Genomic DNA, 13,378 nt, shown 5'->3' with positions numbered 1-13,378 from the left:
GTGCGGGCGCTTCTCTGCGCCGTACGGCTGATCCAATATGGCACGCATCCCATCTCCGGGACCCACGCTGAAAAGGATCTGAGCATGTTCAAACTCGCAGGACTCACTCTCGCCGCGCTGACCCTCAGCGCGGCGGCCCACGCCGATGTCGACCTGAAGCTGGGCAGCACCGAACGCGTCACCCGCCTCTTCGCCTACCCCAACAACTGCAGCGTGATCTGCTTCCGCAACTGGACGCTGGAACAGACCGTGTCGCACTACCTGACCCAGAGCGTGCAGCGCGACGGGTACGCCAACGCCAAGGTGCTGGTGAAGACCGACAACGATCAGCTCTACGCCGAGATCAGCGGCGTGCCGCAGGGCTACGACAAGCCGCTGTCCGCCCTGCTGGACGCCGGCGACCTGGCCTACACCGGCGCCAGCAAGCTCAACGCCGACGGCAAGTGGGCGTACAGCTGGTATCTGTTCCTGCCGCTGGGCATGGCCCTGGAGAACCGCAAGAGCGTCGAGCTGCTGCACTTCCCGCCGGACTATTCGCTGACCCAGGCCCAGGACTACCTGCGCTCCAACACCACCGACCGCTGGGCGGCGCTTCTGACCGACAACGGCATCCCCGCCGACCAGACCCCGGCCTACCAGACCATCGTCGACATCGCCCCGATCGCCGCGCCGGCCAGCGCCGGCAAGGATCTGGAAGGCGTCTACGACTACTTCAAGGACTACCAGACCACCATGGTCAAGCAGGTCAGCGTCAGCGCCAACGGCGCCGCGTTGCCGATGGTGGCCTTCGGCGCGCCGGTGCGTAACTGGATCAAGCAGCAGTACGGCCAGACCGTGAACGTGCTGGGCCTGGCGACCATCAGCCCGAGCGACGGCGTGAAGGTGCCGGTGCTGGGCTCCAACCACCCGAGCTACATCTGGTACGCGGCGGATCCGGAAACCTACACCGGCGACGACGCCCAGGCCAAGGCCGACGCGGCCGGCCTGAAGGTGATGGGCCAGGACCTGAGCGCCGCCTGCTGGCAGGCGGGCATGGGCAGCAAGCCGGGCAGCGATCCGAAGACCCTGCTCGACAGTTGCACCCAGACCTGGCAAGTCACGCAGAAGGTCAAGACCTGCGAGCTGTTCTACACCTCGATCCGCAACCTCACCCCGGAGCAGGCGGCGGCCAAGTGCACCACCGCGCCGGTCAAGACGCAGCTCAAGGCCCTGAAGGAACCGCTGCCGGCCACCGCCCAACCCGCCCCGCACCTGTAAGGCACGCTCGACGCCCCTTGTGTCAGCCAGGGCTGACGCAAGGATGCGTCCATTTCGCCTGTCAGATCTGACAGTAGACCTGCCGGGCCGCTCGCGAGAACATTGAGCCAATCAGCGAAACAGTACCGACAGGACGTCGGTTTTGAGGAATCAACACGACCATCGACAGGGACAGTTATGAACCGTTGCGTCGTCCAACGACCCGTGCCGCGCGACACGGAAGGCATCTATCCGTTCGCGGGGCTGCCGGTCCGCCTAGGCTTTCCCTCCCGGCACGACTTCGAGATCGTCCACGATCCCCAAGGCCTGCCCTCGGCCGTCGTGGCGCGCAAGGGATTCCTGCGCATCAGCCGCATGTGCCGGATCTCGGGGCAACTGCTGCCCTACCGCTGCCGGCAGACCCGGCAGTTGCTGCCGGACGTGCATCTGTATGACCCGAGATTCTGCGGGTTGATCGGACATGCCTGCGACCCGAACGTGTTCCTGGACATGAGCGAACTGTGGCTGTGGGCGCTCAGGGACATCGCGCCGGGCGAGCGGCTCACGGTCGATCTGGCCGCCACCGAAAGCAAGGTGCTGCACCAGTTCGCCTGCGGCTGCGGCGCCCCGCGCTGCCGCGGCTGGATCACCGGGTTCGACGAACCGCCGAACCCGCAAGGCCAGCGCTTCCTGCAGGACTGGAGGCGCCGGCGCTGATCACGCCGTCACGGCGCCCCGACCGGACGCAGGCGGTATTGCGGCGGCAGTTGCTCGAAACCGCTGATGGTGGTGTTCAGGCTTTTCCAGCGACCGTCCTTGATGCCGTAGATGCAGCCGTGCACCGACAGGCTCTGGCCGCGGTGCCAGGCGTTCTGCACGATGCTGGTGTGGGCGACGTTGGCCACCTGCTGGATCACGTTGAGTTCGCACAGGCGGTCGACCTGCTCTTCCTCGGTCGCAAGCTTAGCGATCTCTTCGCGCTTCTCGTAGTACAGGTCGCGGATCGAACGCAGCCAGCCGTCGATCAGGCCGAACTGGCGATCCTGCATCGAGGCCCGCACACCGCCGCAGCCGTAGTGGCCGGTCACCAGGATGTGCTTGACCTTGAGCACGTCCACCGCGTACTGGATCACCGACAGGCAGTTGAGGTCGGTGTGCAGCACCACGTTGGCGACGTTGCGGTGCACGAACAGATCGCCCGGCAGCATGCCGACGATCTCGTTGGCCGGCACCCGTGCGTCGGAGCAGCCGATCCACAGATACTCCGGCGTCTGCTGGCGGGCCAGCTTGGCGAAGAAATCCGGGTCTTCCTTGGTGATCGCGTCAGCCCAACGCTCGTTGTTATCAATCAGGTCTTGTAAGTCATGCATGCTGTAAGGCCTCAAGAAAGATGCGTGGGTGTGACAGTCGACCGCCGGTCGGGGTCACGGATGCGCGGCAAGTGTTTTCATCGGAATTTCTCGGGTGCCCGGTGAGTCCACCCAGATAAGGCCCACAGCATAGTACGAGGAATTGCCATGAACGACTCACGACGCCCCTTCGACGCAGCGCAGCCGGCGCCGATCGATGATACCCAAGACCGCATGGGGTCGGTGCACGAGCTGGATTTCGACGACGAACAGCCGGACGCCAAGATCGGCGACGAACTGCCGCCCCGGGAGCGCGAACAGCTGATGCCCCGCCAGCGGGTGCGTGAAGCGGGCATGACCGGTGCTTCCGTCGGCGACCATCAGCCCACCGACGATGACCTGAGCCCGGAGACCCTGATCCGCGAAGACGGCGCCAGGGATGCCCATGAGGCCGGTCGGGACGATCCGGCGGACTGGGACTTGAGCATCGTCGACAGCCGGGACATCGGCGCCGGCGACGGGCCGGACGAGGCGGAACTGGCCAGGCGCGACCCGCTGGACCGCAAGCGCTGAGACCGTGCAGGCCTTGTGCGGCCAGAGGGGATCAGTCGACCAGCGTGCAGACCATCACCACGGCGTCCTCGCGTCCGCCCACCGCCGGGTAGTAGTCCCGGCGCCGGCCGACCTCGTTGAAGCCGTAGCGCTCGTACAGGCGAAACGCCGCGGTGTTGCTGTCGCGCACCTCCAGGAAACACTCCCGCGCCTCGGCCGCGTAGGCTCGGGACATCAGGTGCTCCAGCAGTTTGAGCCCCAGGCCGCGGCCCTGGTTCTCGGGCTTGACCGTGATGTTCAGCAGGTGCGCCTCGTCCAGGATGATCTGGACGACGCCGTGACCGACCTGCTGCTGGCCTTCGAACATCAGCCAGATCTGGTACTTGCCCAGACCGTCGAGAAAGATCCCGCGGGTCCACGGGTGGCTGTACGCCGCGTATTCGATCTTCAGCACAGCGTCCAGGTCCGCCTCGGTCATCGGGCGGAACGATACAGCGTCACTCATTCGATTCTTTCCAGCGCGCCATCAGCCGGCGCATGGCTTGCCACACGGCGCCCTTGCGCTGCGGCTCTTCCATCAACAGTTCCAGGCCCGGCAACGCCCAGGCCGGGCCGAGCCCTTCGATCTGCAGTTCGCGGTTGAACGCCTCGGCGTCCGCCTCGCCGGCAAACCGCACCGCCGGCAGACCGATCAGCCACACAAACGCACACGGCGCTTCTTCCATGCGCACCGACAGGAACCCCTGGACGAAATCCCGGGCCGCCTCCGGCCCCTGATCCATCGAACTGCGCACCAGCAGCGGCCAGCGCACCGGCTCGCCGACGATCTGCGGGGCGTCCGGCAGGCCGGCGGCGCGCAGCATGTCCTTGAGCAGCAGGTAGGCCGGATCCCGGGACTGGAACGGCTCGCCGGTGGGCAGCTCGACCAGCAGGAAGCACCGCCCGGCCCGCAGCAGCTGCAGGGCGAAACGCGGCGGCGGCACCGGTGCGGGGCGCACGACCGGCGCCGCCTCCTCGGCGTCCTCCACCGGTTTGGCGGCAGGACGGCCGGCGGCCGGCGTCGGGCGCGGCACTTCGATCTTCACCCGCTCGGCCGCACGCGGGGCCGATTGCGCCGGGGCCGAGGCCGCAGCGGCCGGCAGATCCGGCACGACGGCCTCGGGTTCAGGCGTCTCCAGCAACTCGGGCCGCGACGGCGCGGCAAAGGGCAATTCGGTGCGCGGCAGCCAATTGACCACCTGCATGGCGTTCAGATAGGCGCGGCGGCGGGACTCGATAAGCAAGGGTCGGCCACTTGTGGATAACTTAAAGTGCGCTGATTCTACCGCCCTTCGCTCAAGATCGCTTGCTGTTGATCGATAGCCTTGACCGGTGTCCGTTCACCAAAGAATGCGACAGCCCGTCCCGAGAATGAATCGCACCGCGCGCGATGCAGTACAATCGCGGCTTTTATCCGCCAACCAGCCGGCCATTCCGATGATCGAACCCAAGCGCGTCTTGCGCGCCCTCGCTGAACACTGGGCACTTCTGGAGCCACTGTGCGAGCACTTCGACCAAGGCACCCTGAGCCTCAACGAACTGCGCACGCAACTGGCCGCCCAGCAACTGGAAAGCACGCCGCAGGACATCACCCACCTGCTCGACGTGTGGATCCGCCTCGACATTCTGGTGCCCGTGGCCAAAAGCCCGAACCGTTTCGAGCTCAACGCGCAGATCCACGACTTCCTCGCCTACCTGCGCCGTGAACACCGCCTGGGCCTGTGCCTGGAGATCGAAGCCTACCTGCGCCACCTCGAACGCCTGGCCGGCTACATCCAGGACGCCTTCGAGATCCGCGACGGCAACGACCTCGCCCGTCAGCTGCGCCTGCTCGACATGCGCGTGCGCGACGTCCTGAAGAAGCTCGACAACGACGAGCAGGCCCTGGTGGCCGTGGCCGAACGGGCCAAGACCAGCGACCGGCAGATCCCGCTGCGCCAGCGCTACGCCGAAGTGCTGGCGACCTGGGACGAGTACGTCGAGCCGATGATCGACCTGGTCAACGCCGACGGCGCCTTCGAACAGGGCGTGCGCAAGGTCGAGACCGTGCTGCTCAAGATGCTCAGCGAACAGCAGCGCCTGGGCCACCTGGTCGACGACGACATGCTGCTGCGCACCCACGCGCGCATCCTCGAAATGCAGACCAGCGCCCAGCTCACCCTGCGCCACGCCCGGGAACTGCTGCTGCCGCTGCGCGAAGAGGCCCGCCGGCACAACGCCGTGACCCGCGGCGCCGCCCTCGCCCTGGCGGCGATCCGGCGCAAGGGCCTCGACGCCGTACCGCAGGCGGCGATGCCGCTGTTCACCCGTCCGCAGAGCACGTTCCTGGGCAGCGCCAGCCAGGTCGAGGCCTACGTGTATGCCCTCGCCCGCTTCGAGCCGAAACCGGCGCGCTTCCCCAAGGCCCACAAGACCGCCAAGGGCGGCGACGCCCCGCGGGCGCCGCGCACCGTGCGCGAAATGGTCGACCGCTGCGAAGAAGCCCTGCCGATGCCGGATCTGATGAACTGGCTGCTGGAGCAGGAACCGGACGGCGCCACCGACGAACTGCTCTACTGGTTCTCGCGCCTGTCGCGGGAGAAACGCTTCAAGCGCGAGCGTCTGGAGCGCCGCGAATACCACACTCACGAGCACCGGGTCAGCCTGCGCTCCTTCGCCCTGCTCTCGGCCCGCGACACCGCCGCCGAGGATGCTGCGAGCCCCCTCTCTGCAGGTACTTCTCATGCATCTTGATCTATCCGAACTGTCCCAACTCGCGCCGATCTTCCGCGAACTGTTCAAGGGCTACCACGTCAGCCGCCGCGATCCGGAACTGTACGCGCAATTGTCCAACTTCCAGGACCAGTACCGCACGCTGTTCAAGGCCCTGGGCTTCGAACTGGTCTGCGACACCCGCGGCTTCTACTACTTCGTGCCGGACATGGCCGCCGCCGCGGTGAACAAGACCGCCCAGCGCCTGGCGCTGTTCACCTTCATCCTCGTCGAGCACCTGGCCGACCAGGGCCGCGACCCGATCGCCGTGCTCGACGGCGGCAGCCTCGGCCGCGAGGAACTGCCGTCGCTGCTGGAAAAGTACCGCGACCTGTTCATCCAGGCCGAAGTGCAGACCCAGGACGAACTCGAAGAGAAGATCATGCGCCGCATGACCCAGCTCGGCTTCGCCAGCGAAGAGAACGGCGTGTACCGCTTCCTGCCGCCGATGCACCGTTTCCTCGACGTGTGCCTGTCGGTGCAGCAGGACCGCGACCTGGCGGCCAGCGTCCACAGCGTCCTGCCGCTGCCGGCGCCGGTGCTGATCGACGCCGCGGCCGAAGCGAAGTTTCTGGCCACCGACGACCCGCTTGACCTGTCCGAATTCGAGGACGAAAGCGAAGAAGACGCACTGGCCCGGGCCATTGCCGAAGAACAGGAGTATGGCGAATGAGCCAGGAACGCTACGGCATCCGCCGCTTTGCCCTTTTGAACACCGCCGGCTACAGCCTGGGCCTGTTCCCGCTGGAAGAGCCGCTGTCGGTCTACGGCGCGAACAACCTCGGCAAGTCCGCCTCGATCAACGCCTTGCAGTTCCCGATCCTGGCGCGCATGTCGGACATGAGCTTCGGCAAGTACAGCCTGGAGCAGTCGCGGCGCTTCTACTTCGCCTCGGACACCAGCTACATCCTCGTCGAAGTCAACCTGCCCCACGGCCCCCACGTGATCGGCGTGGCCGGGCGCGGCCCGGGCGGCGGCTTCGGCCACCAGTTCTTCGCCTACGCCGGCAAGCTCGACCTGGCCCACTACCAGAAAGACGACACCTGCCTGCGCCAGAAGGAGCTGTTCAGCAACCTTGAGCGCGAAGGCCTCAAAGCCTACGAGCTCAAGCCCGACGAACTGCGTCGCCTGCTGGTCGGCGGCCATACGTCGATCCCGCTCGACCTGACCCTGATCCCGCTGCGCTCCACCAACGAGCAAAGCCTGAAGACCTTCCGCGCCCTGTTCATCAACCTGCTGCACATGCGCGAAATCACCGCAGCCAAGCTCAAGCAACTGTTCCTCGACGCGTTCGAGCACAGCCTGCGCTCCGGCAGCGTCGACTACATCGCCGCCTGCGAAGAAGCCTTCCGCGATGTGCGCCGCATGGAACAGGACTACAACTCGCTGGTGGCCGCCGGCCCGCTGGTCGAGGCCCTGGCCAACGGCGTCAAGCAGCGCGACGTGTTGCGCGGCAAGCTGCATCGCCTGTCGCCGCTGCTCGACTCGCTGCTCGGCACCTGGTCGGACTACGCCAACGCGCGCAAGGAAGAGCTGACGATCCAGGCCGAACACTACCGCCGCGAGCAGGACGACCTGCAGAACGACCAGCGCGGCGGCACCCAGGAACTGATGCGCCTGGAGCGGGAAATCACCGGCATCCAGCGCTGGCTCGGTGAGCTGTCGGTGCTCAAGCACCGCTTTGCGTTGGTCGACGACGTCAAGGTGCTGGAGCAGCAGCTGCTGGCCGCCAAGGACGCCCACGACGAACTGGCCGGCGCCCTGGCGCAGTCCCGTCAGTTCAGCGCCGAAGATCTGGAAGAGCGCCTGCGCGATCTGGAGAAGCGCCTGAAGTCGGTGAAGCAGCAACTCGACCACGCCGACAACAACAGCTACGCCCGCCTGCGCGAAGAGTTCTCCCAGCAGGACGTCGAACGCCTGATGCGCCTGTTCAACAGTGCGCTGTTCAGCCTGCCGCTGGGCGAACACGGCATCGCGCTGGACGACGCCGGAGAATGGGTCAAGTCCGTGGAACTGATCCTCGACGGCTTCAAGGGCGAGCGCTTCGAGGTGCCGGGCCTGTCCATCGACATCTCGCACATCGAGCCGCCGGCCCTCCAGGCCCTGGCCGACCGCGCCGCGCTGCGCGACCAGAAGGAGCGTCTGGAAAAAGAGCTCAAGCAACTCAAGACCCAGCAGGCCGTGGCCGCCGACCGCGCCGCGAGCAAGACCCAGACCGAAGCGCTGTACCAGCAGGTGCTGGACGCGCAGAAGGCGCTGGAAGACTTCCGCCGCACCCAGACCCTGAGCGCCGAGGAAGGCGACAAGCTTGAGCAACTGGCGCAGATGGAAGCCGCCCAGGACGAGCTCAAGCGCTCCAGCGACGCGTTCACCGAACGCGTCCAGCAGCTGTCGGCCAAGCTGCAACTGGTCGGCCGGCAGATCGCCGACATGGAAGCCAAGCAACGCACCCTCGACGACGCCCTGCGCCGCCGTCAGTTGCTGCCGGCGGATCTGCCGTTCGGCACGCCGTTCATGGATCCGGTCGACGATTCGATGGACAACCTGCTGCCGCTGCTCAACGACTACCAGGACAGCTGGCAGGGCCTGCTGCGCTGCGACGGCCAGATCGAAGCGCTGTACGCCCAGGTGCGCCTCAAGGGCGTGGCCAAGTTCGACAGCGAAGACGACATGGAGCGCCGCCTGCAGCTGCTGATCAACGCCTACGCGCACCGCACCGACGAAGCCCTCACCCTGGGCAAGGCGCGGCGCGCGGCGGTCACCGACATCGCCCGTACCCTGCGCAACATCCGCAGCGACTACGACAGCCTCGAACACCAGTTGGCGCTGTTCAACCGCGAGATCAACAAGCGTCAGGTGTCCAACCTGCAAAGCTTCCGCATCGTGCTGGCACCGAACAAGGAAGCGCTCAAGCACATCGACCAGATCATCCACAGCGCCGGCCAGTACGAGGAAGGCGAGACCCTGTCGGTGTTCGACCTGAGCCAGAGCGCCGAGCAGGACAACAAGAACGAAGAGGCCAAGGAATACCTGGCGCGGCTGGTGGCGGCCAACCACAACCAGCTCGGCCTCAAGGACTTGTTCGAACTGGCGTTCGAGATCACCAAGGTCAACGGCCAGCCGGTGATCCACACCGACATCGACGGTGCGGCGTCCAACGGCACCACCATGACCATCAAGGCGCTGACCAACATGTACCTGTTGCTGCACTTGATGGACCGCGACCTGGCCGGCCGCGTGCGTCTGCCGTACTACCTCGACGAGGCGGCGGACATCGACGAGAAGAACCAGGCCGCGCTGCTGGAGACCAGCCTGCAGCTGGGCTTCGTGCCGATCCTGGCGAGCGTGAAGCCGCAGGTCTGCGCCAGTGTCGCCATCGACCTGGAAGGCGGCAGCGGCCCGGCGGGGATCTACATCGACGAGGCGGACTGGAAGTACATCCGCCGTCACGACGTGGTGAAGGCCACCCTCAACGCGCAAGCCGACGAGCCGGAGCTGGACGCGGTCTGATCCGCGTGGGCTGAAGGCAAAACAAAGGGCCGCGATCCAATGGATCGCGGCCCTTTTTCTTGGCCTGGGATTTTCAGTGCCGGCGCCTACGCATAGGTCACTTGCCGAGCGGAATCTTCGGCGCCCAGGTCAGCCACTCGTCCTCGAACTTGTCGAACAGCGGGAACGTCTGCTCCGCACGGGCCGGGCTGCCCATCCGCTCGCCGTCCGGCGTGGCGAAGGCGATGCCGCCCTGGATCAGGGTCTCCAGCGACTCGGTGCGCACCGTCACGCCCTTGAACAGACCGTAATCGAAGCCCAGGCCGCTGGTGTTCCAGAACCGCGTGCCGCTGCGCACCAACGGCGCGTACTTCGGTTCGATCAGGATGTGCACCAGCACCCGGTCCGCCGTCTGCCCCAGCTCGTAACCGGTGACTTTGCCCACCGTGATTTCGCGGTAGGTCACCGGCACGCCAGGCTTGAGCGAGCCCCGGCGGGCGGCGCTCAGCACCAGGCTCAGCCCCGGCTCCTGTTTCGCCGCTTCCGGCGGGCTGGCCAGCGCCACGAAGTTCTTCTGCGGCCCGAGGCTCTTCGCCGCCGGCTGCACTTCCAGGTATTGGCCGGTGACCAGGGTCTCCAGGTTGGAGGTCTTGATCAGCCCCAGCTCCGGCTTGACCACCCAGAACTGACTGCCGACCCGGGCGATGCGCTCCGGCACTTCGGTGATGCGGGCAGTCAGGATCACCGACTGCAGGTCGTCCGTCAGGTCGACGCTCTCGACCTTGCCGACATCCAACCCCTTGAAGCGGATCGGCGTGCCGCTGCGTAACCCGTCGGCGCGGTCGACCTTGATCGTCACCACCTCGCCTTTCTGGTTCGCCTCGTCATGGTTGGCGAACAGACGGAAACGCGGAATGCGCTTCTGCAGCGGTGCCTTGGCCTGCGGCGTCTCGAATGCGATGCCGCCGGCCATCAGGCTCTGCAGGGATTCGCTCTTGACCTGGATGCCGCTGGTCAAGCCGCCCGTCAGCGTGACGCCGCTGGCGTTCCAGAAACGGGTGGAGGCGTTGACCAGGTTTTCGTATTCCTTCTCGATGTGCACGCCGATGACCAATTGCTTCTTGGTCTTGGAGAACTGATAGCTCTGCACCGAACCGACCTTGACTTGCTTGTAGAGCACCGGGCTGCCGACCTCCAGCGAGCCCAGGTTGTCGGTGAACAGCACCAGGTGCAGGCCCGGCGCCCGCAGGTCGAGCGGCGGCGCCTTCGGCCGGGCCTCGAACTCGCGCTGCGGCGCCGCACCCTTGTCGCCCGGGCGCACAGCGATGTAGTTGCCTTTAACCAACGCTTCCAGGCCGGTGATGCCGGCCAGGGAAATCGACGGTTTGACCACCCAGAACTGAGTGCCGGCCACCAGATAGTCCTCGGCCAGCGGGTCGAGGGTCAGTTCAGCGGTGGCGGTGGACAGGTCAGGATCGATCTTCAGCGCCTTGAGATTGCCGACCTGGATGCCCTTGTACATCACCGGCGTACGGCCGGCCTGCAAACCTTCGTAGTCGCTGAGCTTGACCTTCACCCGGATCCCGGCGGCCGCAGCGTCGAAGTCCTCGTAGAGGCGGAACGGCAGGCTCGGGTCGGTGGGTGGGCTGTCCTTGCGGTTCTCCGGGGTGGCGAACGCGATGCCGCCGGCGACGATGCTGGCCAGGGATTCGCTGCGCACCTTCACGCCTGACAGGTTGGCGTCGATGCTGATGCCGCTGGCGTTCCAGAACCGCGTGTGCTTGCGCACCAGTTTGGCGTAGGCCGGTTCGATGAACACTTTGAGCTCGACGGTGTTCTGGTCTTCGGACAGCAGGTAGCTTTTGATCTGGCCGACCTTGATCTGCTTGTAGAACACCGGGCTGCCACGGTCCAGCGAGCCAAGGCGATCCGCCTTGATGGTCAAGTGCAGGCCCGGCTGGGAATCGGACAGCGGCGGCTCTTCGGCCAGGGCCGTGAACTTGCGGGTCGGCTCGCCTTCTCCCGGGCTGATGGCCACGTAGTTGCCAGACACCAGGGTCTCGAGGCCGGTGATGCCGGCCAGGCTCACGCTCGGCTTGACCAGCCAGAAACGGGTGCTGGTCTTGAGGTACTGTCCGACATCCTTGTTCATCTCGATCGTGGCGATCACGCCTTTGGAGTTGCCTTCGTCGTCGAGCTTTAGGGCCTTCACCTTGCCGACCGTCATGCCTTTGTAAAACACTTCGGTCTTGTTGGCCTGAATGCCCTCGCCGCTTTCGAAGCGCACCTGAATCTCGATGCCGGTCTCGTTGTAGGCACGCCAGCCGAGCCAACCGCCGATGATCAGGGCGATCAGGGGCAGCACCCAAATGGCGGACCAGTTCGAGGCCGGTCGGGTTTTCGCTACAGGCAAATCAGTCATGGTCGGCATCCGACTCCGTGTTGTCCCAAATCAGTCGGGGATCGAAAGTGACAGCGGCGAGCATCGTCAGGATCACCACACTGGCGAAGGCGACGGCGCCGAGATTGGCTTCGACGCTGGCGAGCCGGCCGAAGTTGACGACCGCCACCAGGATGGCGATCACGAAAATGTCGAGCATCGACCAGCGGCCGATGAACTCGATGAAGCGGTACATCCAGATCCGCTGACGTGCGGACAACGGCTGGTGCCGCTGCACGGAAAACAGCAGCAGGGCGATGCCCACCAGCTTGAACGTCGGCACCAGGATGCTGGCGATGAACACCACCGCCGCGATCGGGATCATCCCGTGCTGCACCAGTTGGATCACGCCGGACATGATCGTGGCGGGCTCGCCTTGGCCCAACGCGCTGACGGTCATGATCGGCAACACGTTGGCCGGGATGTAGATGATGGCGGCCGTGATCAACAACGCCCAAGTACGCACGAGGCTGTTCGGACGCCGGGCGTGGACCTGCGCTCCGCAACGCGTGCACGTCTGCTCATCGGTGCCGGCCTCCTGCCTGTTCAGTTCATGGCATTCGGCACAGATCAGAATGCCTGCATCAATCGCCCGCATGGGCATCCTCTCCTGATAACGCCTGCCAGATTTGATGCGGTGACATCACCACCTCCAGCCAGACCTGAACCAACAGCAAACCGATGAAGCACATCAGGCCGAGACCGACGGTGATCGCCGCCATGTCCGCCAACTTGACGATCGCCACCAGCACGCCCATGAGGTACACCTCCAGCATTCCCCAGTCCCGCATGTGGTGATAGATCCGATAGAGCAGCAGGCCATAACTGCGTCCGACATTGAAGCGGATCGTCAGCAGCACCATCAATTGGCACAACAGCTTGAGCAGCGGAATCGCCATGCTGCACAGGAACACGACGATCGAGACGCCGCGCATGTCGGTGTCGAAAAGACCGACGACGCCGCTCCAGACCGTGTCCTGCGATGATTGCCCGAGTACATTGAGCTGCATGATGGGCAGAAAGTTCGCCGGCACATAAAGCAATAGCGCCGCCACAACCAGGGCGAGGCTGCGCTGCACCACGTTGTGGCGATGGGCGTACAGTTCGTAGCCGCAGCGAGGGCAAAGGGCTTTCTCGCCATGGGCAAGTTTCGGCTTGCGCATCAGCAAGTCGCACTCATGGCAGGCCACCAAGTCATCCAGCGGTAAATCTGACAGCCCGGGGGCGTCAACCGAATCAGACATAAGGGCACTGGCTCCGAAAAAGAGGGGTCTATTTTAGTGTTCTTATTCGAAAATAACTGTGCAAATTTGTTCTGCGTACGCTAACAAAACTTTCCTGCGGGCAAAACAAAACCCCAACCGCTTTCGCAGTTGGGGTTTCGGAATTTAATCTTGACGATGACCTACTCTCACATGGGGAAACCCCACACTACCATCGGCGATGCATCGTTTCACTTCTGAGTTCGGGATGGGATCAGGTGGTTCCAACGCTCTATGGTCGTCAAGAAATTCTGTGTGCC

At 65.1% G+C, this 13,378-nt stretch carries 12 protein-coding genes and 1 rRNA gene; 6 read left to right on the top strand and 7 right to left on the bottom strand.

The window, feature by feature from the left end; genetic code table 11:
* Positions 1-84: 84 nt before the first annotated feature.
* The gene (locus CAG31_RS20825; RefSeq protein ID WP_085584673.1) at positions 85-1,257 is read left to right on the top strand and encodes a hypothetical protein; all 1,173 of its coding nucleotides are present in this window, start codon (positions 85-87) and stop codon (positions 1,255-1,257) included.
* 177 nt (positions 1,258-1,434) lie between these two features.
* Complete coding sequence (locus CAG31_RS20820; protein ID WP_085584671.1) at positions 1,435-1,953, top strand: SET domain-containing protein; 519 nt, start codon at positions 1,435-1,437, stop codon at positions 1,951-1,953.
* An 8-nt stretch (positions 1,954-1,961) separates the two neighbouring features.
* Here the strand turns inward: CAG31_RS20820 and can are convergent, their stop codons facing one another.
* The gene (can, locus tag CAG31_RS20815; RefSeq protein ID WP_085584669.1) at positions 1,962-2,606 is read right to left on the bottom strand and encodes a carbonate dehydratase; all 645 of its coding nucleotides are present in this window, start codon (positions 2,604-2,606) and stop codon (positions 1,962-1,964) included.
* Positions 2,607-2,753: 147 nt separating this feature from the next.
* Here can and CAG31_RS20810 point away from each other — a divergent pair, with 147 nt between their 5' ends.
* Positions 2,754-3,158: a serine kinase/phosphatase gene (locus CAG31_RS20810; RefSeq protein WP_085584667.1), complete on the top strand. Its 405-nt coding sequence runs from the start codon at positions 2,754-2,756 to the stop codon at positions 3,156-3,158.
* Positions 3,159-3,189: 31 nt separating this feature from the next.
* On the opposite strand, the gene rimI is transcribed toward CAG31_RS20810, so the two are convergent.
* Both rimI and CAG31_RS20800 read right to left on the bottom strand, forming a co-directional pair.
* Positions 3,190-3,642 carry a ribosomal protein S18-alanine N-acetyltransferase gene (gene rimI, locus CAG31_RS20805; RefSeq protein ID WP_085584665.1) on the bottom strand — a complete coding sequence of 151 codons (453 nt, stop codon included), beginning with the start codon at positions 3,640-3,642 and terminating at the stop codon, positions 3,190-3,192.
* Positions 3,635-4,381, bottom strand: a complete 747-nt coding sequence (locus tag CAG31_RS20800) for an energy transducer TonB (protein WP_085584663.1) — start codon at positions 4,379-4,381, stop codon at positions 3,635-3,637. Before CAG31_RS20800 ends, rimI begins: the two co-directional genes overlap by 8 nt.
* A 232-nt stretch (positions 4,382-4,613) precedes the next feature.
* Here CAG31_RS20800 and mksB point away from each other — a divergent pair, with 232 nt between their 5' ends.
* The 3 genes from mksB to mksF are packed head-to-tail and all read left to right on the top strand — an operon-like array spanning position 4,614 to position 9,437.
* Positions 4,614-5,909: an Mks condensin complex protein MksB gene (gene mksB / locus CAG31_RS20795; protein WP_170930077.1), complete on the top strand. Its 1,296-nt coding sequence runs from the start codon at positions 4,614-4,616 to the stop codon at positions 5,907-5,909.
* On the top strand, positions 5,899-6,600 hold the full coding sequence (gene mksE / locus CAG31_RS20790; protein ID WP_085584659.1) for an Mks condensin complex protein MksE: 702 nt from the start codon (positions 5,899-5,901) through the stop codon (positions 6,598-6,600). Before mksB ends, mksE begins: the two co-directional genes overlap by 11 nt.
* Entirely contained in the window at positions 6,597-9,437 is a 2,841-nt protein-coding gene (gene mksF / locus CAG31_RS20785; RefSeq protein WP_085584657.1) for an Mks condensin complex protein MksF, read from the top strand. The genes mksE and mksF overlap by 4 nt, the downstream gene beginning before the upstream one ends.
* Positions 9,438-9,534: 97 nt before the next feature.
* Here the strand turns inward: mksF and CAG31_RS20780 are convergent, their stop codons facing one another.
* From CAG31_RS20780 to rrf, 4 genes are all read right to left on the bottom strand, one after another.
* Positions 9,535-11,838 (bottom strand): intermembrane transport protein PqiB, encoded by a 2,304-nt coding sequence (locus CAG31_RS20780; RefSeq protein WP_085584655.1) that lies wholly within the window; start codon positions 11,836-11,838, stop codon positions 9,535-9,537.
* Complete coding sequence (locus CAG31_RS20775; protein WP_085584653.1) at positions 11,831-12,454, bottom strand: paraquat-inducible protein A; 624 nt, start codon at positions 12,452-12,454, stop codon at positions 11,831-11,833. The genes CAG31_RS20780 and CAG31_RS20775 overlap by 8 nt, the downstream gene beginning before the upstream one ends.
* Positions 12,441-13,100 (bottom strand): paraquat-inducible protein A, encoded by a 660-nt coding sequence (locus CAG31_RS20770; protein ID WP_085584651.1) that lies wholly within the window; start codon positions 13,098-13,100, stop codon positions 12,441-12,443. Before CAG31_RS20770 ends, CAG31_RS20775 begins: the two co-directional genes overlap by 14 nt.
* A gap of 148 nt (positions 13,101-13,248) precedes the next feature.
* Positions 13,249-13,364 (bottom strand): 5S ribosomal RNA (gene rrf, locus CAG31_RS20765).
* Between the last annotated feature and the right edge of the window lie 14 nt (positions 13,365-13,378).

It is taken from the genome of Pseudomonas sp. R25(2017) (assembly GCF_002112565.1).
GTDB lineage: Bacteria > Pseudomonadota > Gammaproteobacteria > Pseudomonadales > Pseudomonadaceae > Aquipseudomonas > Aquipseudomonas ekonensis.
This window is presented reverse-complemented; position numbering and strand designations above follow the sequence as displayed.

What these genes read in the sequence shown, in the direction of transcription:
- CAG31_RS20825 (WP_085584673.1), top strand. Translation starts at nt 85, where the DNA reads ATGTTCAAACTCGCAGGACTCACTCTCGCCGCGCTGACCCTCAGCGCG.
- CAG31_RS20820 (WP_085584671.1), top strand. Translation starts at nt 1,435, where the DNA reads ATGAACCGTTGCGTCGTCCAACGACCCGTGCCGCGCGACACGGAAGGC.
- can (WP_085584669.1), bottom strand. Translation starts at nt 2,606, where the DNA reads ATGCATGACTTACAAGACCTGATTGATAACAACGAGCGTTGGGCTGAC.
- CAG31_RS20810 (WP_085584667.1), top strand. Translation starts at nt 2,754, where the DNA reads ATGAACGACTCACGACGCCCCTTCGACGCAGCGCAGCCGGCGCCGATC.
- rimI (WP_085584665.1), bottom strand. Translation starts at nt 3,642, where the DNA reads ATGAGTGACGCTGTATCGTTCCGCCCGATGACCGAGGCGGACCTGGAC.
- CAG31_RS20800 (WP_085584663.1), bottom strand. Translation starts at nt 4,381, where the DNA reads ATGCAGGTGGTCAATTGGCTGCCGCGCACCGAATTGCCCTTTGCCGCG.
- mksB (WP_170930077.1), top strand. Translation starts at nt 4,614, where the DNA reads ATGATCGAACCCAAGCGCGTCTTGCGCGCCCTCGCTGAACACTGGGCA.
- mksE (WP_085584659.1), top strand. Translation starts at nt 5,899, where the DNA reads ATGCATCTTGATCTATCCGAACTGTCCCAACTCGCGCCGATCTTCCGC.
- mksF (WP_085584657.1), top strand. Translation starts at nt 6,597, where the DNA reads ATGAGCCAGGAACGCTACGGCATCCGCCGCTTTGCCCTTTTGAACACC.
- CAG31_RS20780 (WP_085584655.1), bottom strand. Translation starts at nt 11,838, where the DNA reads ATGACTGATTTGCCTGTAGCGAAAACCCGACCGGCCTCGAACTGGTCC.
- CAG31_RS20775 (WP_085584653.1), bottom strand. Translation starts at nt 12,454, where the DNA reads ATGCGGGCGATTGATGCAGGCATTCTGATCTGTGCCGAATGCCATGAA.
- CAG31_RS20770 (WP_085584651.1), bottom strand. Translation starts at nt 13,100, where the DNA reads ATGTCTGATTCGGTTGACGCCCCCGGGCTGTCAGATTTACCGCTGGAT.